Source organism: Lentzea sp. CC55 (assembly GCF_021056325.1).
Taxonomy (GTDB): Bacteria; Actinomycetota; Actinomycetes; order Mycobacteriales; family Pseudonocardiaceae; genus Lentzea; species Lentzea jiangxiensis.
In genome coordinates this window covers 89,856-111,423 of record NZ_JAJCXE010000024.1, presented here as the reverse complement: position 1 = coordinate 111,423, position 21,568 = coordinate 89,856, and the positions used below count along the sequence as shown (strand labels likewise).

Below are 21,568 nucleotides of genomic sequence, written 5' to 3'. Positions count from 1 at the left end.
GGCCGGGGCGGGGGCCGAGGCGGCCACGACCGCCGCCGGCCCGCCGCGCCCCAGCGCCACCGCCACCTCGTAGGCGAGCAGGGCGCCGAAGCTCTGGCCGTAGAACACCGCGCCGGGGCCCAGCCGGGGGCCGATGCCCACGGCGACCGCGGACGTCAGCTCGGCGAACGTCCCCGGCAGCGGGTGGGTGAAGCGCCCGCCCCGGCCGGGCAGCCGGACGGCGAGCACCTCGACGTCCGGTCCGACCGAGGCGGCCAGTTCCGCGAACGTGCCGACGTCGCCGCCCGCGTGCGGGAAGCACACCAGGCGCCGGGCCCCCGGCCCTCGCGGACAGGGCAGGTAGGACCAGTCGTCCAGGACGACCGGGCGGGCGACGGCGGTGGTCATCGCGTGCCGCGCCGGCCGGTCAGGCGCACCACCGGCCGGGCGGGCGCGCCCGCCTCGGCACGGGCCCGCACGGCGGCGGTGAAGTCGGCGAGCGTGGCCGCCGACATCAGGTCGCGCAAGGTGACGGCCACGCCCAGGCGGTCCCGCAGCAGGTGCACGGTGCGCACCGCCTGCTGCGAGTAGCCGCCCAGTGCGAAGAACCCGTCGGTCGGCGCGACCCGCTCGACGCCGAGCACGTCGGCCCAGACAGCGGCGACCACGCCCTCGACGTCGGTGGTGGCGGTCATGTCAGACCCCCAGCGCGGTGCGCAGGCTCAGCGGGCGGATGTCGGTCCACACCTCGTCGATGTAGTCGAGGCACTCCTGCTGAGCCCCGCTCTTGCCGACCGTGTGCCAGCCAGCAGGCACGTCCAGCTCGGTCGGCCAGATCGAGTACTGCTCCTCGTGGTTCATCACCACGGCGAAGTCGGTGAACGCGTCCATGGGTGTTCCTTTCTCCGATGGGGACAAACGGGGGCTAGCGGGCGAACGCCGGGACCCGCGGGTCCGCGGTGACGTCGCCGGCGAGCACGTGCAGCGCCTCGGCGTAGGCGTCGGCGTAGGCGTCGGCCACCTCGTCGGGGACGACGGAGGGCAGGTGGTCGACGGCGAGGAGCACCCGCGCCGAGGAGGGGTCCTGCACCAGCGCGGCGCCGAGGGCGAAGTTGGTCGGCTCGTAGCGCATGGTCGGCTCGCAGCCGATGCGGTCGTCGAGCAGCTTGGTCGGGGAGTCGGCCAGCCTGCCCAGCGAGTGGAACCGCAGGAAGGCGAAGCAGGCCTCCAGCCGGGTGTCGGCCAGGTGGCGGGCGATGCGGGCGAACGGCATCCGGCGGTGGGGCAGCATCGCCGCCTCGGCCTCGTGCATCGCCCTGATCAGGTCGGCGGCGTTCTCGGTGAAGTCGACCACCAGGGGCACGGTGTTGAGGAACAGCCCGTACGCCTCGGTGCCGCCGTCGGTCTCGAGCCTGCCGTTGACCGACAGTCCGGTGGTGAAGCGCGGCAGACCGGTGATCCGGTGCAGCGCGGCGACGTGCGCGGCCAGGCCGACGGTCTTCACCGTGACGCCGTGCCGGCGGGCGGTGTCGCGCAGCACCTCGTCGGCGCCGGGGAGCACGCGTTCGATCGTGCGCGGGATCTCCGGGTCGCTGAGCTCCGGTGGTCCGCTGGACCAGATCGCGCCGCTCGCTCCGTCCAGTGTGGACTTCCAGTACCGCTCGCTGTCCTGCGAGGCCACCGCTTCCCGTTCGACGGCGACGAACTCGCGGAAGGTCGACCGGGGTGCGGGCAGCGGGTCATTGCCGGGCGCGCTGTGCCGTTCCAGGATCTCGGTGAGCAGCGAGGTGAAGCTCCAGCCGTCGAGGATGGCGTGGTGCTCGGCGACGGTGAGCTGGAACGCGTCGTCGGCCAGGTGCTGGGCGGTGACCCGGAACAGCGGGGCGGTGCGGAGGTCGAACCGGGCGGCGACGTTGTCGTCGAACACGTCGGCGACGGCGTCGGCCTGCTCCTCGGGGCTCAGGCCGCGCAGGTCCTCCACGAGCACCGGGACCGGGGCTTCGGCGTGCACCAGCTGCAACGGCTCGCTGTAGCGGGAGACGTCCAAGGTGGTCCGCAGGACGGGGTGGCGGTTCATGGCGTCGCCGACGGCCTGGCGCAGCGCGGTTTCGTCGAGCGTGCCGGCGACCCGGTAGCTGTTGACGTTGTGGTAGCCGCCGGCGTCGTCGGACAGCTCCATGTGGTAGATCATCGACATCTGCATGGCCACCATCGGGTAGGCGTCCACGACGTCGGCGGGCAGTTCCGCACGGTCCTCTTCGGACACGAGGTCGAACGGCTCCGACCGCTTCGCGGGGCCGGTGCAGGCCTTCAGCAGCGGGCCGAGCTCGGCCGGCGTCGGCGCGCCGAAGAGGTCCGGCAGCGACAGGGTCCAGCCGCGCTCGCGCAGCTTCCCCGCGAGGTGCACGGCGCGGATGGAGTCGCCGCCCAGGTGGAAGAAGTTGTCCCCGGCGCCCACCCCGCCGACGCCGAGCACGTCGGCGTAGACCTCGGCGAGCGCCTGCTCCTGCGGCGTGGAGGGAGCCACGTGCGCGTCGGTGTCGAGCACGGAGCCGAGGTCGGGAGCGGGCAGCGCGGCCCGGTCGACCTTGCCGTTGACGGTCAGCGGGATGACGCCGAGCACGGTCGCCGTCGCCGGGATCATGTGTTCGGGCAACGTCTCCGCGAGGAACGCGCGCAGTTCGGCGTACGACGGCGGCGTGCCGTCGACGGTGACGTACGCGGCGAGCCTGTCGTCGTGCACGGTCACCACGCAGGAGGTGACCGCGGGGTGGGCGGTGACGGCGTTCTCGACCTCGCCGAGCTCGATGCGGAAGCCGCGGATCTTGACCTGGTCGTCGCAGCGGCCCACGTACTCCAGGCCGCCGCCGGGCAGCCGCCGGGCCACGTCCCCGGTGCGGTAGAGCCGTCCGCCGGGCACGACGCCGTACGGGTCGGGCAGGAAGCGCCGCGCCGTGAGCCCCGGACGGCCCCAGTACCCGTTGGCCAGCGACCCTCCGCCGATGTACAGCTCGCCGGCGACGCCGATCGGGCACGGCTGCAGGCGTTCGTCGAGCACCAGCGCCGACAGGTGCGGCATGGGCTCGCCGATCAGGCTGCGGCCGAACGACGCCGCGTCGGGCAGGTCGAGCGTGGTGACGTGCACCGTGGTCTCGGTGATGCCGTAGAGGTTGCACAGGATCGCGGGCGGGCACTGCTCCAGCGCGAACCAGCGGCGCACCACGGCGGGGTCGAGCGCTTCGCCGCCGAGCATCACCGTGCGCAGCGCGGGCAACGGGAGCGGCCAGGTGCGCAGGACGCCCTCGAGCGTCCGCAGCGCCGACGGCGTCAGGCACAGCCGGGTGACGCGCTCGGTGGCCAGCAGGTCCGCGAACGCCTCGGGCGAGCGGCTGACCACGCGGGGCACCACGACCAGCCGGCCGCCGTGGTGCAGCGGCCCCCACAGCTCCCAAACCGTCCAGTCGAAGGCGTAGGAGTGGAACAGGGTCCACACGTCGGTCTCGGCGAAGGCGAAGTGGTCGTCGCCCGAGCGCATCAGCCTGCCGACGTGCTCGTGCGAGACCGCGACGCCCTTCGGCCGGCCGGTCGAGCCGGAGGTGAAGATGACGTAGGCGAGGTCAGCCGGGTCGACGGGCACCTCCGGCCGGTGCGACGGCGCTTGCGCGAGCCGCGGGTCGGCCAGGTAGTCGTCGGTGACGACCACCTCGGCGCCGGTGTCGGCGAAGACGAACTCGGCGCGGTCCCGCGGGGTGGCCGGGTCGACGGGCACGTAGGCGGCGCCCGCCTTGAGCACGCCGAGGATCGCGGTGACGACGCGCTCACCGCGTTCCAGCAGCACACCGACCCGGTCGCCCCGGCGCACGCCGTCGGTGGCGAGGGTGTGGGCGACCCGGTTGGCGGCGGCGTCGAGCTCCGCGTACGTCCAGGACCGGTCGCCGCACGTCAGCGCGAGGCGGTCCGGATGGGCGTCGGCGGCGGCCTCGAAGGCGCGGTGCAGCGGCGGGGGAGCGTCCGGCACGGCTCGCGGCGGCGCGAGCGCGGCGGCCGTCTCGGCGGCGTCGAGCGGGCTCAGCCGCCACAGCGGGAGGTCCGGCGCGTCCAGCGCGGCGCCGAGCAGGGTGCGCCAGTGGCCGACCAGGCGCAGCACGGTCTCGCGGTCGAACAGGTCGGTGGCGTACTCCACCTCGCCGCGCAGCTCGCCGTCGTCGAAGGTCGACCAGGTCAGGTCGAACTTGCTGGTGCCGTTGTGGTGCATGCGCCGGGTCGCGGTGGCCGCGCCGAAGCGCAGCGGCGCCGGGTCTTCGGCGTGCGCGCCGAAGACGACCTGCACCAGTGGTGCGTACCGGGCCGAGCGCTCCAGCGCCAGCGCGTCGACGACCTCGTCGAAGGGCACGTCGAGGCAGGCGTAGGCGTCGAAGGCGGCGTCGCGGACCTGCTCGACCAGGTCGGCGAAGGTGGCGGCGGGGTCGATGCTCACGCGCAGGGCGACGATGTTGACGAAGTAGCCGACCACGCCGGCCAGCTCGGGGCGGTCGCGGGTGGTGACCGGGGTGCCGACCACCAGGTCCCGGGCGCCAGTGCAGCGGTGCAGCAGCGCGGCGAACGCGGCGACCTGCACCACGAACGGCGTCGCGCCGAGGTCGGCTGCCAGGTCGCGGACGCGGGCGGACGTGCCGACCGGCAAGCCGAACACCTCCGTGTCGCCCGCGAACGTCCGGCTGGGCGGGCGGGGGCGGTCGGCGGGCAGTGCGAGCTCGGCCGGAGCGCCGGCGAGCCGCTCCGTCCAGTACGCCAGCGAGTCCTCAGTGGACACCGCGCTGCCGTCGACGGGCCGCAGGGGAGCCAGATCGGGTTCCCGGTCCCGCACGAGGGCGGTGTAGACCTCGGCCAGCTCGCGCTCGAACACGCCGGCCGACCAGCCGTCCCACACGATGTGGTGCACGACGAGGACGAGCGTGTCCGCCACCCCCGGACCGGTGGCGAGGGTGGCCCGCAGCAGCGGCCCCCCGGCCAGGTCGAACCCGGTGCGGGTCTCGGTGTCCAGCAACGTCCGCAGGGCGTCCGGGCCGTCGACCGCGACCTCGGCGAACGGCAGCCGCACTCCCCTGTGGACAGTCCTGATCGGACCGTCCTGGCCGAGGTCGAAGGTGGTGCGCAGGGCGTCGTGCCGCCCGACCAGCAGCAGAAGGGCGCGGTGCAGGACGTCGGCGTCCACGGGGCCGTCGAACTCGAAGACCCACGGCACGAGGTAGGCGGCGGACCCGGGGTTCCAGCGGTCCATGAACCACAGGCCGCGCTGCAGGCCGGAGACCGGCGTCGTGGTGGTCACTGTGCTGCTCCAGTCGTCTCGAGCGTGCGGGCGAGGGCGCTCACGGTCCGTGCGGCGAACACCTGCCGGGGCAGGACGCGGGACCCGGTCGCGCTGGACAGGTGCATGGCGACCCGCACCGCGGCGAGGGAGTTGCCGCCGACGCGGAAGAAGTTGTCGTCCGGGCCGACCTCGGCGAGCCCGAGCACCTCGGCCCAGACCCGCGCCACCAGCCGTTCGGCGTCGGTCCCGGCCTTCCCGCCGGAAGGAGGGGCAACGGTCCCGGTGGGGGCGGGCAGCGCGGCCCGGTCGAGCTTGCCGTTGGCGGTCAACGGAAGCGCGTCGAGGACGGTCACGCTGGACGGCAGCATGTAGTCCGGCAGCAGACCCTCGAGGTGCTGGTGCACGCCGACGAGGTCCGGGACGACGTCACCGCGGGCCGTGACGTAGGCGGCGAGCCGGGGCCGGCCGGGCTCGGGCTCGTGCGCCACGACGGCGCAGTCACCGACCCCGGGGCACCCCGCCAGCGCGTGGGCGACCTCGCCGGGCTCCACCCGGAACCCGCGGATCTTGACCTGGTCGTCGGCGCGGCCGGTGATGGCCAGGGTGCCGTCGGGGTTCCAGCCGCCGATGTCACCGGTGCGGTACATCCTCGACCCCGGCGGGCCGGACGGGTCGGGCAGGAAGCGCCCGGCGGTGATCCCGGGCTGGGCGACGTAGCCCAGGGCGAGGCCCGCGCCGGTCACCCAGATCTCGCCCGGCTCGGTGCCACCGACGGGCTGGAGCTTGTCGTCGAGGACGCGGACTCCCTTGTGCGCCACGGCCCTTCCGATGGGCACCGCCGCGGTGGGGTCGGCGTCGGTCACGTCGTGGGTGGTGGTGAAGCCCATGCTCTCGACCGGCCCGTAGCCGTTCACGACCCGCACGTGCGGGTAGCGCTCGGCGAGACGGGCGATGTGGGCGGCCGAGGCGCGCTCCCCGCCGGTGAACGCCACCCGCAGGCCGGCGAAGACCTCCGGGAGGTCGTCGACCAGGAAGTTGAACAGGCTCGACGACAGCTGCAGCTGCGTGACCCCGTGCCGGGCGACCAGCTCGGCCATGGTCTGCGGGTCGGGCCGCTGGCCGGGGTGCAGCACGCAGGTCCCGCCGAACAGCAGCGCTCCGTAGAGCTCCAGCCCGAACGCGTCCCACGACACGGGCGAGCACTGCAGCCACACCTCGTCGGGGCCGAACCCCGCGTAGTCCTGGCCGCTGTAGGTGGCCGCGAGCGCCCGGTGGGTGGCGGCGACGCCCTTGGGCCGGCCGGTGGAACCGGAGGTGTACATGACGCAGGCGACGGCGTCGGCGTCGACCGGCACCGCGAAGCCGGCGGTGTCGCCGGTGGCCCCGGCCACGGTCTCGGCGGTGACGACCAGGCGCACGCCCGCATCGGTGATCACCTGGTCCTGCCGTGCGGCCGGCAGGTCGGGGTCGAGCAGAGTGTAGGCCGCGCCGGCCTTGAGCACGGCGAGCAGCGCCACGACCAAGGCGGTGTCACGGGGGATGCGGACGGCCACCACGTCGCCGGGGCGGACCCCGAGTCCGACGAGGTGCCGGGCGGTGCGGTTGGCGGCGGCGTCGAGCTCCGCATAAGTCAGCGACTCCTCGCCGGAGACCAGGGCGGTCGCGTCCGGGGTCCGCGCGGCCTGCTCCGCGATCCGGACGTGCACGGGGGTGTCGACGTCGGCGGGCGCGGCCGGCGCGGGCAGCTCCGCGTCGAGGTCGGCGACCAGCTCCTCGACCACCGCCCGCCACTGCGCGCCCAGCGCCGCGGCGGTGGAGGGGGCGAACAGGTCGGTCGCGTACTCGACGCGGCCGTGGAGGCCCACCCCGTCGTCCTCGACGGACCAGGACAGGTCGAACCGGGAGAACTCGTTTGCGTGCAACCGCTTCTCGACGGCGACCTCGCCGTACGGGGCCGTCCCGGCCTCGGCGGTGTGCATCTCGAAGACCAGCTGGAACAGGGGAGTGCCCCCGCCGTCGCGCTCACCGGACGTCGCCGCGACGATCTCCTCGAACGGCACGCCCTGGTGGCGGAAGCCGTCCAGCGCCACCGACCGCACGTGGTCGAGCAGGTCGCGGCCGGTCAGCTCCTCGCCGTCGGGCCGGAAGCGCAGCGGGACGAGGTTGATGAAGTAGCCGACGAGCGCGTCGAGCTCGGCGCGGTCGCGGACGCTGACCGGCGTGCCGATCACGACGTCGGAGACCCCGCGGCGCCGGTGCGCCTCGACGAGCGCGGCCAGCAGCACCAGGTACGGCGTGGCGCCGGCGGCACGGGCGAGGGAGCGCACCCCCTCGGCGAGTTCCGGTTCGAAGGCGAAGGGCAGGACCCCGCCCCGCCCGGTGGCCGCGGTGCCGTCGCGGTCGGGGCGGATGGCGGGCGCCGTCGGTGCTCCGCGCAGGTGCTCGACCCAGTAGTCCACATCGGACTGGTCTTCCGCGGACCACCGGGCGTAGTCGCTGTACTGGACGGCCAGCTCGGGCAGGCGGGGCGCACGACCCTCGACGGCGGCGAGGTAGCACTCGCGCAGTTCGCGGTCGAGCACCCGCAGCGATCCCTCGTCCCAGACGATGTGGTGCACGACGAGCACGAGAGTCGCCTCGCCCGGGCCGGTGTGCACCAGGTGGGCGCGCAACAGCGGCCCTTCCGCCAGGTCGAACGGACGTTGTGCCACGGCGGGGACTTGCTGCTCGAGGTCCGCGTGCGACTCGGTGAAGGGAACCTCGACGCGGTCGTGGACGACCAGCAAGGGTGCCATGTCCGCGTCCGTGCCGACGGTCGAGCGCAGCGCGTCGTGCCGGTCGGCCACCGTCTGCAGGGCTCGGCGCAACGCGGCCGTGTCGAGCGGGCCGGAGAACTGGAACAGCCAGGGCACGTTGTAGACCGAGCCGCCGGGCTCCCAGCACTCCCGCAGCCACAGACCGCGCTGGAAGCGCGACAACGGCGCGGGGGCACCGGGACGGGCGACCGGACCGGGCCGTGCCGGCGTCGATCCGGCCCGCAGCGCGGCGGCGAACCCGGCGAGCGTGGGCGCCTCGAACACCAGGTACGGCGAGACCGGGCCGAACGCCTCGAACACGCGGCTCGCGACCCGGACGGCGGTCAGCGAGTCGCCGCCGAGGTGGAAGAAGTTGTCGTGCGCGCCGACCCGGCGGACGCCCAGGACGTCGGCCCAGATCCCGGCGAGCAGCTGTTCGGTGTGGTCACGGGGCGCGTCGTCGTCGGCCACGGGTGCGGAGGCGGCCGGCGCGGGCAGCGCGGCGCGGTCGACCTTGCCACCCCCGGTGAGGGGCAGGCGGGCGAGCGCGGTCACCGAGGCGGGGACCATGTGCGCGGGCAGCCGCCGGGCGAGGAAGTCGCGCACCCCGGCGGTGTCCACCGCGCCGGTGACGTAGGCGGCGAGGCCGGTGCCGTGCGGCACGACCGCGCAGGTCTCCACGTCGGGGTGCGCGGCGAGGACGTGCTGCACCTCGCCCAGCTCCACCCGGTAGCCGCGGACCTTGACCTGGTCGTCGCCGCGGCCGACGAAGTCGAGCACGCCGTCGTCGCCGCGGCGGACGGTGTCGCCTGTGCGGTACATGCGCGATCCCGGCGGGCCGGACGGGTCGGGCAGGAAGCGCGCGGCCGTCAGCGCGGCGCTGCCCAGGTAGCCGAGCGCCAGTTCGGGGCCGCCGAGGTACAGCTCGCCCTCCTCGCTCGGGCGCAGGCCGTCGAGGACGTGCGCGCGCCGTTCGCCGACCGGCGTGCCGATCGGCACCGAACCGGTCTCGCCGGCCGTCTCGTGCACGGTCGCGGTGATCACGGTCTCGGTGGGGCCGTAGGCGTTGAGCAGCCGCACCCCGGTGCGCCGGGTCCACTCGGCCGCCGCGGCCGGCGACAGCCGGTCGCTGCCGGAGACCATGACGCGCAGCGACGGCGGCACCCGGTCCAGGGCGGCGGTGAAGTCGTGGAAGTAGCCGGCGGGGAGGTTGGCCACGGTGACCCGCTCGTCCTCGACCAGGCGCAGCAGCTCGTCGACCGACAGCAACCGCCGCTCGGGCAGCACCAGGCACGCGCCCGAGGTGAGGGCGGTCAGCACCTGCTCGACGGCGACGTCGACGGACGGGCCCGCGAGCTGCAGCACCACGTCCTGCTGGGTGATCCCGAAGCGCCGCGCGACGGCCGGCACGTGCGCGGCCAACGCGTCGTGGCCGACGGCGACGCCCTTGGGCCGGCCGGTGGTGCCCGAGGTGTAGATCAGGTAGGCCAGTCCGGCGGTCGCGCCGCGGGCGGTGACCCCGGTCTCGCGGACAGCGCCGTCCTCGACGACCAGGGCGGCGCCCGCGTCGTCGAGCATGTCCTGGTTGCGCCCGGCGGGGGCTTCGGGGTCGAGCGGCAGGTACACGCCGCCCGCCCGCCACACGGCGAGCATCGCCGTCACGTAGTCCGACCGCGAACGGCTGCGCACCGCGACGACGCCGCCGGGCCGCAGCCCCGCGCCGGCGAGTGCCGCGGCCAGCTCGCCCGCCGTCCGGTCGAGCTCGGCGTAGCCGGTCGACCTCCCCCCGGATCGCACCGCGGTGCGATCCGGCGTGGCGGTCGCGATGCGGCCGACCTCCTCGTGCAGCGACATGTCACCCTCCGGATCGGTGTGCGCGGTGGACGTTCGAGTCGAAAGCTAGGCGCGCGCCGACGGCCGGATCGGCAGGTCGAGCGGCACCTTGGCGGAAGCCCGCACCTGCCCCAGCAGCTGCCGCACCGCCTGCCGCACACCGGTTCGCGGCCTCCCTAGCGTCGGCACCACGCCAGCAGAGAGGAACTGCGATGAGCCCCACCGCTTTGTCAGGAACGACGCCGTTGGTGTGCACGATCGAGCCCGGCGCGCCCGCCACCGTCGACGCCGAGGACGTGCACTCGATCGAGCAGGCCGCGGAGTGGTTGCGGGCCAACGCCGACGCCCTGCGGGACCTGCTGCACGAACACGCCGCGGTGTACGTGCGCGGCCTGCCCGTGCACGACGTCGACGACTTCGCCCTCGTGCGCGACACGCTGATGCCCGAGCGCACCCCGTACCGGGAGAAGGCCACCCCGCGCAGCGACTTCGGCAACGGCGTGTTCTCCTCGACCGACCTGCCCGCCGCGCAGCCGATCCACATGCACAACGAGAACAGCTACACCCTGACGTTCCCCGGGCTGCTCATGTTCGCCTGCCTGATCGCCCCGCCGGAGGGCGGTGCGACCCCGGTGGCCGACTGCCGCAAGGTGCTCGCGTCGCTGCCGGCGGAGCTCGTCGCCAAGATGCGGGAGGTCGGCTGGCTGCTCAACCGCAGCTACTCCGAGCACATCTCGACCTCGTGGCAGACCGCGTTCGCCGCGGCCACGAAGGACGACGTGGAGGCCTACTGCGCGGAGAACATGGTGTCCTGCCAGTGGCAGTCCGACGGCCACCTGCGCACCACCCAGCTGCGCCCCGGGATCATCTCGCACCCCGTGACCGGCGCGGAGGTGTGGTTCAACCACATGGCGTTCTGGAACGAGTGGGCGCTCGACGAGGAGCTGCGTGACGCGCTGGTCGACGAGTTCGGCGTCGAGGACCTGCCGTTCAACACCGCCTTCGGTGACGGCACCGTGCTCAGCCGCGAGGAGCTCGCCACCATCCAGGCCGCCTACGAGGCCGCCACCACCCGCCGCCGCTGGGGCCGCGGCGACCTGCTGCTGGTCGACAACGTCCTGTCCACGCACGGCCGGGACCCGTTCCGCGGCGACCGCAAGATCGTCGTCGCCATGGGCGAACCGGTCTCCGTGCTGGACTGCGCCCCCACCGTCGCCCCGTCGGCCACGCCGGTGAGCGGAGAGGACCGATGACCGCCCGGGACCTGCTGTCCCGCTTCCACGACGTCGTGCGGACCGCGCCCGGACGGATCGCCGTGCGCGACACCGCCGGCGCGCTGACCTTCGCCGAGCTGGAGGCCCGCACGGCCGCGCTGGCCGCCGTGCTCGCCGGGCGCGGGGTGCGCCGCGGTGACCGCGTGGGCGTGAGCGTGCCGCGCGGCAACGGACTCCTCGTCGCGCTGCTCGCGGTGTGGCGGGCCGGCGCGGCGTACGTGCCGCTCGACCCGGCCTACCCGGCTGACCGCCTGGCGCACATGGCCACCGATGCCGCCGTGCGCACGACCGTGACGCCGGACGACCTGGCCGGTGCCCTTCACGCCGAGCACACCGACGTCACCGTGTCGGCCGGCGACTCGGCCTACGTGATCTACACCTCCGGCTCCACCGGACTGCCCAAGGGGGTGCAGGCCACCCGCGGCGGCGTCGCGTCCCTTGTGGACGGACTGGAGCGGATGGCCGTGTACGCGGCCGAACCCAGGGTCGTGGCCTGGAACGCCAGCGCGTCCTTCGACGCGTCCGTGCAGCAGTGGGCCCGGGTCTGCTGCGGTGACACGATCGTCGTCCTGGAGGACGCGCACCGCACCGAGCCCGCCAAGCTCGCCGCGTGGCTCGACGAGTGCGGTGTGTCCGATGTGGACATGACGCCGACGCACTGGGAGATGCTGCGCGACCACCTGCTGCCCGGACGCCCCGACGGCAGGCGGTTGCGGTTGTTCATCGGCGGCGAGCCGATCAGCGTTCCGGTGTGGCGGGAGCTGGCCGCCGCCCGCACGGTGGAGGCGTTCAACCTCTACGGCCCGACCGAGTGCACCGTCGACGCGACGGTCGCCGTGGTCGAGGGCGACCACCCCGGCATCGGCGACCCGCTGCCCGGCAACCGGCTGCTGGTGCTCGACTCCCGGCTGCGCGAGGTCCCCGACGGTGAGATCGGCGAGCTCTTCGTCGCCGGCCCCCGCGTCACCGACGGCTACCTCGGCCGCTCCGGCCTGACCGCCGGCCGCTTCCTGCCGGACCCGTCCGGAGAGCCCGGTGCGCGCATGTACCGCACCGGCGACCTGGTGCGCCGCACCGGTGACGGCCTGCTCGAGTTCCACGGCCGCGCCGACCGCCAGGTCAAGATCCGCGGCCACCGCGTCGAGCTGGGGGAGATCGAGACCGTCGTGCGGTCGTCCCCGGCCGTCGCCGCGGCCGCCGTCGTCGTCCGCGACGACCTGGCAGGCCAGCCCGTCGCCTACTACGTGCCCTCGGGCCTCGCGGGTGCGCACGACCTGCGCGAGCACGCCGCGGCCTCCCTGCCGGAGGTCATGGTCCCGGCCGCGTTCGTCGAGGTCGCCGCGCTGCCGCTGACCCCGGGCGGCAAGCTCGACACCGCGGCCCTGCCCGCGCCGCCGGTGGCAGCCGGCACCGCTCCGGAAGGCGAGTTCGAGCAGTTCATCGCCCGGGTGTGGGCCGAGGTCCTCGGCCGCGACGCGGTGAACGCCGACGACGACTTCTTCGCCCTCGGCGGCCACTCCCTGGTCGCCCTGCGGGTGGTGTCGAGGGTGAAGAAGACCTTCGGCCTCAAGATGTCCCCCCGTGACGTCTACCGCCACCCCCGCCTGACCGATCTCGCCCGGCACGTCGAGTCCCTGCGCGTCTAGGAGGACTGGTGGACAACATCGACAACGTGGTGGTCCGCCCCCGCCGCAAGCCGGAGGCCACGAGGTCGCTGGTGTGCCTCGGGTTCTGCGGCGGCGGCGCGGGCCCCTACCTGCCCTGGGCCGACGTCCTGCCGGACGACGTGGAGCTCGCCGCGATCTGCTACCCCGGACGGGACGGGCGGTTCCTCGAGGACCACGCCGAGGACTGGCAGGCCCTCGCGGCCGACGCCACCGAGGCCGTGCTCGCGGCGGCGACTCGGCCGTACATCCTCTTCGGACACAGCATGGGCGGGTGGATGGCGTTCGACGTCGCCGCCCGCATCGAGCAGGCGGGTGGGCGCCGCCCGGACGCCCTCGTGGTGTCGTCGGCCAACGCGCCGAGCCGGGGGCTGACGCCGCGCGACATGTTCCCCGCCCAGAGCGACACCGACGCGGGGCTGCTGTCGTGGATGACGGTCAACGGCCTGCTCGCGGACTACGTCCTCGGCAACGAGGAGCTGCGGGAGATGGCGCTGGAGCTGATGCGCGCCGACATCCGCGTCCGGGACACGTTCGCCTACACCGACGGGACCGCGGTCGGCGTGCCGCTGCAGGTGCTGACGGGTGCCGACGACGACGTGATCGTCGCGGACACGGCGGCGCAGTGGCGGGCGCTGGCCGGCGGCGAGTACCGGCACGTGGAGCTGCCGGGCGGGCACTTCTACACCGAGGAGGTGTGGCGGACGCTGCCCCGGTTCATCCCGGCCCTGGGGCCCGTCCCCGCCGGGGTGTGATCGTGGTGCGGGCGGGCGTGGAAGCCTCGGGGCTTCCGCGCTCACCACGCGGCCGGGAGCCCTCGTCGTTCCGCTCAGCCTGCCGGGACCAGCGCGGGTGTCTCCCGCACCGGTAACGCCGCCAGCTCGGCGCGGATCGTGGCCGCCGCTCTGTGGTCCAGGATCCGCTCGCGCACGGCGAGCGCCTCTTCGAGGTACGAGCGGGCTTCGGCGTGACGACCGGCGGCGGCGCTCACCTGGCCCAGGTTGCGCAGGAGCTGGCCCTCGCCGATCACGTCACGGGCCTCGCGGACCATGTCGAGGACGCGGCGCATGGTCGAGGTGGCCTCGGCGTGCTCACCCGCCGCGGCCTGCACTTGGGCGATCCGGTTGAGCGTGCGGGCGGCGCCTCCGGTGTAGCCGACGGACTCGTGGACCGCCATCGCCTCGGCGAGGTCGGTGCGGGCACGGGAGATCTCGCCGTTGCCGGCCAGGATGAAGGCCCGCTGGGTGAGGACGATCGCGCGGCCCACGACGTCGTCGACCTCCGTGAAGCCCGCGAGGGAGCGGTCGTAGAGGCGCAGGGCGGTGGTGTCGTCGCCGGTGTTGCGGGCGATCAGGGCCAGGTCGCGGTGGCACAGCGCCAGGCCGTGGGTGTCGCCCAGCTCCTCGAACAGCTCCCTGGCCGGGAGCAGGGCGTCGCGGGAGGCGTCGAGGCGGCCGCGGTTGATGTGCAGGGTGCCCAGGGAACTCAGGACCGCCGCGGTGCCGCGGGTGTTGCCGGCCGCGCGGACGGCGGCGAGGGCCTCGGCGTGGGTCCGCTCCCAGTCGTCGAGGTAGCCGCGCGACTCGAACAGGGTGACCGAGGTGACCGCGAGGTCCCAGCACACCTCGTCGAGACCGGCGGCGGCCGCCTGGTGCACGGCCGCGCACAGGTTCTCCAGCTCGCCGTCCATCCACTCCAGGGGGTCGGCGGGAGCGCCGCCGGACGGGGGCCGCCAGCGCGGCGCCGTTCCGTGCAGCGAGGAGTAGTCACCGCCGTAGATGTCGCGGTGCGCCTGGTCGGCCAGCGCGAGCCACCCGCCGAGCAGGCGGGACACGGCGGCGGCGCGGTCATCGGCGGGGATCTCCTCCGCGGCCTTCTCGCGGGCGAACAGGCGCAGGATGTCCTGGTAGCGGTAGCGGAACTCGCCGCTCGGCTCGACCGACACCACGTCGAGCACCTGCACGTCCACCAGCGGTTCGAGCAGGTCCGACGGGAACGGCCGGTCGTCGTCGAGCACGGCGCCCGCGACCCAGCCGGGGACGGCGGGTCCCTCGGCGAGGCTCAGCAGCCCGAACAGCAGCCGGGACCGGCGGTCGAGTCCGTCGTGGGTCAGCGCGAGGCTGGCGCGGATGGTCAGCTCACCGTGCGCGAGCTCGTCGAGCCGGTGCCGCTCGCTGGCGAGCCGCTGCACCATCGACGCGAGCGTCCAATGTGGACGTGCGGCCAGGCGGGCGGCGATGATCCGCAGCGCCAGCGGCAGTCCGCCCACGGTGCGCACGAGTGCCTCGGCGGCCTCGGGCTCGCGGTGCACCCGGTGTTCCCCGACGACCAGGCCGAGCAGCCGCAACGACTGCGCGGTGCCGAGGACGTCCAGCTCGACCTGCCGGGCACCGGGAAGACCGGTCAGCCGCGACCGGCTGGTCACCACCACCGCGCACGTGCTGCTGCCCGGCAGCAGCGGCAGGACCTGGCCCTCGGTGGCCGCGTCGTCCAGCACCACCAGCACCCGCCGGTCCGCGAGCAGCGTCCGGTACATCTCCAGCCTGGCGTCGACGCCGTCGGGGATCACGGGCCCGGGAATGCCCAGGGCGAGCAGGAAGCGGCCCAGCACGTCGTCCACGGTGGACGGGTTGCCGGTGCCGTGCAGGTCGCAGTAGAGCTGTCCGTCGGGGAAGTGCTCCTGCGCCACCCGGTGCGCCAGGTGGGCGGCCACCGTGCTCTTGCCGACCCCGGGCCGCCCCGTGATCACGACGACCCCGACGGCCGAGCGCCCGGCGTCCCCGACGAGCACGGACTGCGCGCCGCGCAACATCTCCTCGTCGCCCACGAAGTCGGCGGTGTCGGCGGGCAGCTGCCGCGGCCGGGCCGGCCGCGCGGCCTCGGCCGCGCGCGGTGCCGGTGCCACCGCGTCGGCCCGGTGCCGGGTGGGGGTCTCGCCGGCGAGGATCGCCGCCTCCAGTTCGCGCAGCCGTTCTCCCGGCTCCAGGCCGAGCTCCTCGACCAGCAGGGCACGGCCGTCGCGGTAGGCGTCGAGGGCCTCGGCCTGCCGGCCGGAGCGGTGCAGCGCCAGCATCAGCAGGGCCCGCGGCCGTTCCCGCAGCGGGTGCTCGTGGACCAGGCGCGTGACCTCCCCGACGAGCCGGTGGTGCTGGCCCAGCTCCAGCTCCAGCTCCAGGTGGTCCTCGACGCAGGTGAGCCGTTCCTCGTCCAGCCGCAGCGCGCGGGTCCGCAGCGACCGGTTGGGGGCTCCGCCCAGACACGGCCCGCGCCACAGCGCCGCGGCTTCCCGCAGCAACGCGGCCGCCTCGGCGGTGCGCCCCTCCTTGACCAGGACGCGGGCCTCGGTGGTGCTGGTGAGGAAGTCGGCGAGGTCCAGTGCGTCCCCGTTGAGACGCAACCGGTAGCCGGGCGGACGGGTGTCGATCACCGCGGACAGGCCCGCTCCGTCCAGGGTGCGGCGCAGCCGGGAGACGCAGATCTGCACCTGCGTGCGGGCGGTGTCCGGCGGGTTCTCGTCCCACAGGGCGTCGACCAGCGTCTCGGTGCTCACCACCCGGTTGGCCTCCACGAGCAGCAGGCCGAGGATCACCTGCTGCCTGCCCGGCGGGATCCGCGCCGCGCCACCGGGGCCGTCGACCTCGACCGGGCCGAGCACCCGAAAACCTCCTGGTGACATAGCGTGCGGCCGCCTTCCCGGTCTGAGGTGCCCCGAGAGTAAGCACACGGTCACGCAGCAGGACAAGCCCCCGCGATAGCGAGAAGATATCGGCAGGTTGCCGTGCGGCGGGACGGTTGCCGTTCAGCGCGTGAGGAGAACCGCCATGAGCACCGCCGCAGGCGTCGACCACGTCCGCCTGTCCTACCACTACCTCGACACGGGGGACCTGGACGGGTACGCCTCTTTGTTGCACGAGGACATGCAGCTCAAGCGCTGTGACACGCCACCGGGGCACGGCCGCGACCACACCGTGCGGCTGCTGAGCGCCTCCCCGGCCCTGCGCGGCCGGCACCACCTCCACAAAGTGGTGGTGGACAAGGACACCGTGGTCGTCGTCGGCCGCTACACCCCGCCTCCGGGGGCGGAGCGCCGCACACCGTCCGAGTTCGCCGACGTGGTGACCCTTTCGGACGAAGGGCTGCTGCTGTGCAGCCGACGCTTCTACTACCTCGATCCGCCGTCCCTATAGCGGCAACTGCCGGACGGCTGCCGTCGCCGCTGCCTGGCGACGTGGGACGCGGCTTCTAGCTTCGGGACAGGGAAACACCCGCGACAGAGGAGCTCGCCCCATGGAGTTGGACGCCGCCCTGCCGGACGCAGCCCGCCTCGACATCGTGGTCTCCGGGCTCGCCTCCGACGCGCACACCTGGAACCTCGTGTACCTGCAGCTGGTGCTGGAGGAGATGGGACACCGCGTGACCAACCTGGGTGCGTGCGTCCCCGACGGGCTGCTGACGTCCCGGTGCGAACAGGCGGGACCGGACCTCGTCGTGCTCAGCAGCGTCAACGGGCACGGCCTCCAGGACGCCAGGCGCGTCATCGGACCGCTGCGCGCCCGGCTGGCGGGCACCCCGGTCGTCGTCGGCGGCAAGCTCGGCGTCGACGGCGCGGGCGGCCGTGCGGAGGCACTGCTGGCCGCCGGCTTCGACGCGGTGTTCGAGGACGCCGACGCGATCGCGGCGTTCCGCCGTTACGTCGACCGGCTCGCCGCGGGGGTGCGGTCGTGACCGGTGGCTCGTTCGGCGGCTACGTCGCCCGCGCGGCCGCCGCGGGCGAGCTGGTCGTGCAGCCCAGGATGGGTGTGGCCCACCCGGCGCGGATGCGGGCCGGCCTCGCCGCGGTGCGCGGGGCCGGGGTGCGGGCGGCGGGCACGATCACCGTCGACAGCTTCACGCGCGTGGGCGACCACCACGCGGTGCGCAAGGCGCTGGCCACCGGTGCCGACCTCAACGGCTATCCCATCGCCGCGCACCCGCCCGAGATCACCCGGGCCGTGCTGGACGGGCTGCACGGACCGGAGTTCCCGGTCCAGGTGCGCCACGGCTCGGCGTGCCCGCAGAAGATCGTCGCGGCCCTGCTGGCCGCCGGGCTGGACGCGACGGAAGGCGGGCCGCTGTCGTACTGCCTGCCCTACAGCCGGGTCCCGGTCGCCGAGTCGGTGCGCGCGTGGGCCGAGTCCTGCCTGCTGCTGTCCGACGCCCGCGAGCGCGGCGCCCGGCCGCACCTCGAGTCCTTCGGCGGCTGCATGATGGGGCAGCTGTGCCCGCCGGGCCTGCTGGTGGCGATCAGCGTGCTGGAGGGCCTGTTCTTCCGCCAGCACGGCATCGACAGCATGTCGCTGAGCTACGCCCAGCAGACCGACCCCGGCCAGGACGCCGAGGCCGTGGCCGCCCTGCGCGTCCTCGCCGCCGAACACCTGTCCGATGTGGACTGGCACGTCGTGCTCTACACGTACATGGGCGTCTTCCCACGCACCCCTCACGGTGCGACCGCCCTGCTGGAACGCTCCGCGGAGCTGGCCGTGCGCACCGGCGCGGAGCGGCTGATCGTCAAGACGACGGCCGAGGCGCACCGCATCCCGACCGTCACCGAGAACGTCGCCGCGCTGGTGTCCGCCGCGGCCGCCGCGGCGCGGGCCGAGCCCCGCGGCGCGGTCGAGGACACCGGCGTGCTCGCCGAGGCCCGCGCGCTCGTCGACGCCGTGCTCGACCTCGCACCCGATGTGGGCATCGCCCTGGTCCGCGCGGTCGAACGCGGCTACCTCGACGTGCCCTTCTGCCTGCACCAGGACAACGCCGGACGCACGCGGGCGTTCGTGGACGGGGACGGGCGGCTGCAGTGGTCGCGCCTCGGAGCCCTGCCGCTGCCCGCCGGCCGCGCCGTTCCCGCCGCCGATCCCACCGCCGACGAGCTGCTGCGCTCGCTCACCCACGTCGAACGCACCTTCGACCGCGCCTGACCCCGCCCCGTCCCCAAGGAGTGACCACGATGGACACCACCACGCCGGCGCCGGCGGATCCGCGCGCCCACCTCACCTCACCGGCCACCCGCGCGGTGCTGCGCGTGCAGCACCGGGTGCTCGACGCCGTGCGCGAGCACCTGGGCGGGCAGGGCTTCACCGAGATGCTGCCGCCGGTCATCGGCCCGGTCACCGACCCCGGCGCGCGCGGGGCCAAGCAGGTCGACGTCGACTACTACGGCCACCGCTACAAGCTGATGACCAGCGCCATCCTCTACAAGCAGGCGTCGCTGACCGCGTTCGACCGGATCTTCTGCATCGCCCCCAACGTGCGCCTGGAGCCGTTGGAGACCAGCTCCACCAGCCGCCACCTCGCCGAGTTCCACCAGATCGACGTCGAGGTCGCCGGCGCCACCCGCGACGACGCGACGCGGGTGGCCGAGAACCTCGTCGTGCACGTCGTGCGCCGGGTCGTCGAGCGCTGCGCCCCCGAGCTGGAGGTCCTGGGCCGCGACCCGGACGCCTTCACCGACCTGCTGTCCGGCCGCGCCTTCGAGCGGCGCACCCACGCCGCCGCGGTCGCCGACCTGCACGAGACCGGCCACGCGCAGAACCCCGACGCCGAGATCGACTGGGAGGGGGAGGCGCTGCTGTCGGCCAAGGCCAGCAGGCCGTTCTTCCTCACCGACTACCCCAAGGGCTCGCGCGGCTTCTACGACCGCGAGAACCCGGCGGCCCCCGGCCGGCTGCTCAACTTCGACCTGCTGGCCCCCGAGGGCTACGGCGAGCTGTGCAGCGGCAGCGAGCGCGAACACGAGTACGCCGCCATCGTCGCCCGGATGCGCGAAACCGGGGAGAACCCGGCGAAGTACGCCTGGTACCTGAAGATGGTGCGCGAGGGCGTCCCGTCCAGCGCGGGCTTCGGCATCGGCCTGGAGCGGCTGGTCCGCTTCCTGTGCGGGCTGGACGCGGTCTGGCAGGCCAGCGCCTTCCCGAAGATCCCCGGTGTGGTGTCCCCGTGACCGCCCTGCGCGCGGACACCTTCCCGGAACAGGCCGTCCGGGAACGGGCCCGCGGCGGTGCGGCGGCGGTGTTCCCCGCCCTGTCCGACTACGGCGCCGCCCTGCTGGGCGAGCCGGTGGGCCCTCCGCCCGCCGACGCCCTCGACGCCGCCCGCCTGGTGCCGCCGGTGTTCATGCCGCTGCGCCTGGAGAAGCTCATCGACCTGGCCCGCGAACCGCTGCACGGCGACGTGGACCTGAACACCACCGTCGGCGGGTTCACCGCACACCTGCCGCTGTACCTGTCGGCGTTCGGCTCGACCCGTGCCGTGGGCACCGACCTGGGCCGTGCCGCCGCGGCCCAGGCGGGTGCCCTGGGCATCCCGATGGTCGTCGGCGAGAACGTCGTCCCGGTCGACGGCTACACCGGCGAGCGGTCGCTGCTGGCCAGGATCACCGCCTACGCCGACCACGCCCCGGACGGCGCGGGCGGGGTCGTGGTGCAGCAGAGCACCGAGGACGCCGACGCCGAGGTCTGGAACCGCGTCTACAGCGACCCGGCCACGCGCCCGCTGCTCGAGTCCGGGCGGCTGGGGTTCGAGCTCAAGGTCGGCCAGGGCGCCAAACCCGGACTCGGCGGACTGACCGTCGTCGACCGCGCCCAGGCGGACCGCCTCGCGGACCAGTTCGCGCTGGAACCGCTCGTCGACCCCGCGGGGGACCGGGTGCTGCGCTGCGCCAGCCCGGGAACGTTCACCGAGGAGATCCTGCGGCAGCAGGTCCGCCTGATGCGCAACAACTACCCGCGGGCACGGGTGTGGGTGAAGCTCCCACCCGGACGCGACGTGGCCGCGGCGGCGGACGTGGCGTGGCAGGCCGGAGCGGACGCGGTCACCGTGGACGGTGCCGAGGGCGGCAGCGGCTGGGCTCCCACGGCGTCACTGGCGGGAGTCGGGCTCCCGCTGGCGGAATGCCTGCGCCGCATCGGTTCCCCGCGCGGCTGCCTCCTCGCCTCGGGCCGCGTCTGGGAGGGACTGCGGGCCGTGAAGTGCCTGGCCGCCGGGGCCACCGCCACGGGCCTCGGCCGGGCCGCGCTGCTGGCGGTCGACGAGAACCCCCGTTCGGGTCTGACCCGCCTGGTCGAGGCGATGACCCTGGAACTGCGCCTGCTGATCAGCGCACTGGGCAAGTACCACCCGTCCGCACTGTCCACTGAGGACCTGTGGTCCCCGGCGGGCTGGGAGGTCCCCACCAGTCCGATGACGGCGGCACAGGTCTAGCGATCACCGTCCTTCGAACGCCCTGTGCCCGCACCGATGTCCGGTGCGGGCACAGGGCGTTCGCTCAGGCCAGCCCCGCGGCGGCCCGGAGGCCGCACAGGTGGACCGGGTCGGCCCGCAGGCGGACCGCCAGGTCCGGTGGCGGACCCGGTGGCCGGTGCCCGCCGGCCGCGGCGTCGGCGACGGCGAGAGCCGTGGCGAGGCATTCGGCGCGGGCGTCGGGGGAGGGGGAGATCAGGCAGATCAACCCGCCCACGTGGTCGTAGCCCAGCGCTCGCAGCGCCCACGCCGCGGCCCGGCGGGCGTGCGGGGTGGGCGGCCACACGATGAGGATCTCCGGGCCGGTGGGAACGAAGAAGGCGTGCACGGGGGATTCCGTCGCCGCGCCTATCGGACCGTTGTCGGTCATGGGGTCCATCGGTCACGCTCCCGGGCTAGGCGAGGCACCCAGTCCACCACGAGGTGGGCGGTGTC

Annotated in this window: 16 protein-coding genes; 8 read left to right on the top strand and 8 right to left on the bottom strand. The window is 74.3% G+C overall.

Translation table 11 applies throughout. From position 1 onward, the window contains the following. The 6 genes from L6E10_RS22045 to L6E10_RS40405 all read right to left on the bottom strand — a co-directional run. On the bottom strand, positions 1-387 hold a 387-nt coding region (locus tag L6E10_RS22045; RefSeq protein WP_236221426.1), incomplete at its 3' end, for a thioesterase II family protein. Continuing rightward, positions 384-674, bottom strand: a complete 291-nt coding sequence (locus L6E10_RS22040) for a phosphopantetheine-binding protein (protein ID WP_236221425.1) — start codon at positions 672-674, stop codon at positions 384-386. The genes L6E10_RS22040 and L6E10_RS22045, both read right to left, overlap by 4 nt. Before the next feature lies 1 nt (position 675). Next, positions 676-870: an MbtH family NRPS accessory protein gene (locus L6E10_RS22035; RefSeq protein ID WP_236221424.1), complete on the bottom strand. Its 195-nt coding sequence runs from the start codon at positions 868-870 to the stop codon at positions 676-678. A 34-nt stretch (positions 871-904) separates the two neighbouring features. Next, positions 905-5,308 carry an amino acid adenylation domain-containing protein gene (locus L6E10_RS40900; protein WP_236221423.1) on the bottom strand — a complete coding sequence of 1,468 codons (4,404 nt, stop codon included), beginning with the start codon at positions 5,306-5,308 and terminating at the stop codon, positions 905-907. Then, complete coding sequence (locus tag L6E10_RS22025; protein WP_236221422.1) at positions 5,305-9,939, bottom strand: non-ribosomal peptide synthetase; 4,635 nt, start codon at positions 9,937-9,939, stop codon at positions 5,305-5,307. Before L6E10_RS22025 ends, L6E10_RS40900 begins: the two co-directional genes overlap by 4 nt. A gap of 45 nt (positions 9,940-9,984) precedes the next feature. Next, positions 9,985-10,107, bottom strand: a complete 123-nt coding sequence (locus L6E10_RS40405) for a hypothetical protein (protein WP_275676857.1) — start codon at positions 10,105-10,107, stop codon at positions 9,985-9,987. Between the two features lie 23 nt (positions 10,108-10,130). Here L6E10_RS40405 and L6E10_RS22020 point away from each other — a divergent pair, with 23 nt between their 5' ends. Genes L6E10_RS22020 through L6E10_RS22010 form a run of 3 tightly spaced genes read left to right on the top strand, consistent with a single transcriptional unit; the run spans position 10,131 to position 13,611 of the window. Continuing rightward, positions 10,131-11,171 (top strand): TauD/TfdA family dioxygenase, encoded by a 1,041-nt coding sequence (locus L6E10_RS22020; protein WP_236221421.1) that lies wholly within the window; start codon positions 10,131-10,133, stop codon positions 11,169-11,171. Beyond that, positions 11,168-12,838 carry a non-ribosomal peptide synthetase gene (locus L6E10_RS22015; RefSeq protein ID WP_236221420.1) on the top strand — a complete coding sequence of 557 codons (1,671 nt, stop codon included), beginning with the start codon at positions 11,168-11,170 and terminating at the stop codon, positions 12,836-12,838. Before L6E10_RS22020 ends, L6E10_RS22015 begins: the two co-directional genes overlap by 4 nt. Positions 12,839-12,846: 8 nt before the next feature. Then, a complete protein-coding gene (locus L6E10_RS22010) occupies positions 12,847-13,611 on the top strand; it encodes a thioesterase II family protein (RefSeq protein WP_236221419.1) in 765 nt (254 codons plus the stop codon). Positions 13,612-13,685: 74 nt separating this feature from the next. Here L6E10_RS22010 and L6E10_RS22005 read toward each other — a convergent pair whose 3' ends face one another. Beyond that, entirely contained in the window at positions 13,686-16,511 is a 2,826-nt protein-coding gene (locus L6E10_RS22005; RefSeq protein WP_236221418.1) for an AfsR/SARP family transcriptional regulator, read from the bottom strand. 166 nt (positions 16,512-16,677) lie between these two features. Here L6E10_RS22005 and L6E10_RS22000 point away from each other — a divergent pair, with 166 nt between their 5' ends. The 5 genes from L6E10_RS22000 to L6E10_RS21980 all read left to right on the top strand — a co-directional run bounded on the left by L6E10_RS22000 (position 16,678) and on the right by L6E10_RS21980 (position 21,094). Then, a complete protein-coding gene (locus L6E10_RS22000; protein ID WP_236221417.1) occupies positions 16,678-17,043 on the top strand; it encodes a nuclear transport factor 2 family protein in 366 nt (121 codons plus the stop codon). A 100-nt stretch (positions 17,044-17,143) separates the two neighbouring features. After that, entirely contained in the window at positions 17,144-17,581 is a 438-nt protein-coding gene (locus L6E10_RS21995) for a cobalamin B12-binding domain-containing protein (RefSeq protein ID WP_236221416.1), read from the top strand. Beyond that, positions 17,578-18,813 (top strand): methylaspartate mutase, encoded by a 1,236-nt coding sequence (locus L6E10_RS21990; RefSeq protein WP_236221415.1) that lies wholly within the window; start codon positions 17,578-17,580, stop codon positions 18,811-18,813. Before L6E10_RS21995 ends, L6E10_RS21990 begins: the two co-directional genes overlap by 4 nt. Before the next feature lie 29 nt (positions 18,814-18,842). Next, a complete protein-coding gene (locus L6E10_RS21985; protein ID WP_236221414.1) occupies positions 18,843-19,835 on the top strand; it encodes an asparagine synthetase A in 993 nt (330 codons plus the stop codon). Next, positions 19,832-21,094 carry a glutamate synthase-related protein gene (locus L6E10_RS21980; RefSeq protein ID WP_236221413.1) on the top strand — a complete coding sequence of 421 codons (1,263 nt, stop codon included), beginning with the start codon at positions 19,832-19,834 and terminating at the stop codon, positions 21,092-21,094. Before L6E10_RS21985 ends, L6E10_RS21980 begins: the two co-directional genes overlap by 4 nt. 64 nt (positions 21,095-21,158) lie before the next feature. On the opposite strand, the gene L6E10_RS21975 is transcribed toward L6E10_RS21980, so the two are convergent. Continuing rightward, positions 21,159-21,461 (bottom strand): hypothetical protein, encoded by a 303-nt coding sequence (locus L6E10_RS21975; protein WP_236221412.1) that lies wholly within the window; start codon positions 21,459-21,461, stop codon positions 21,159-21,161. Between the last annotated feature and the right edge of the window lie 107 nt (positions 21,462-21,568).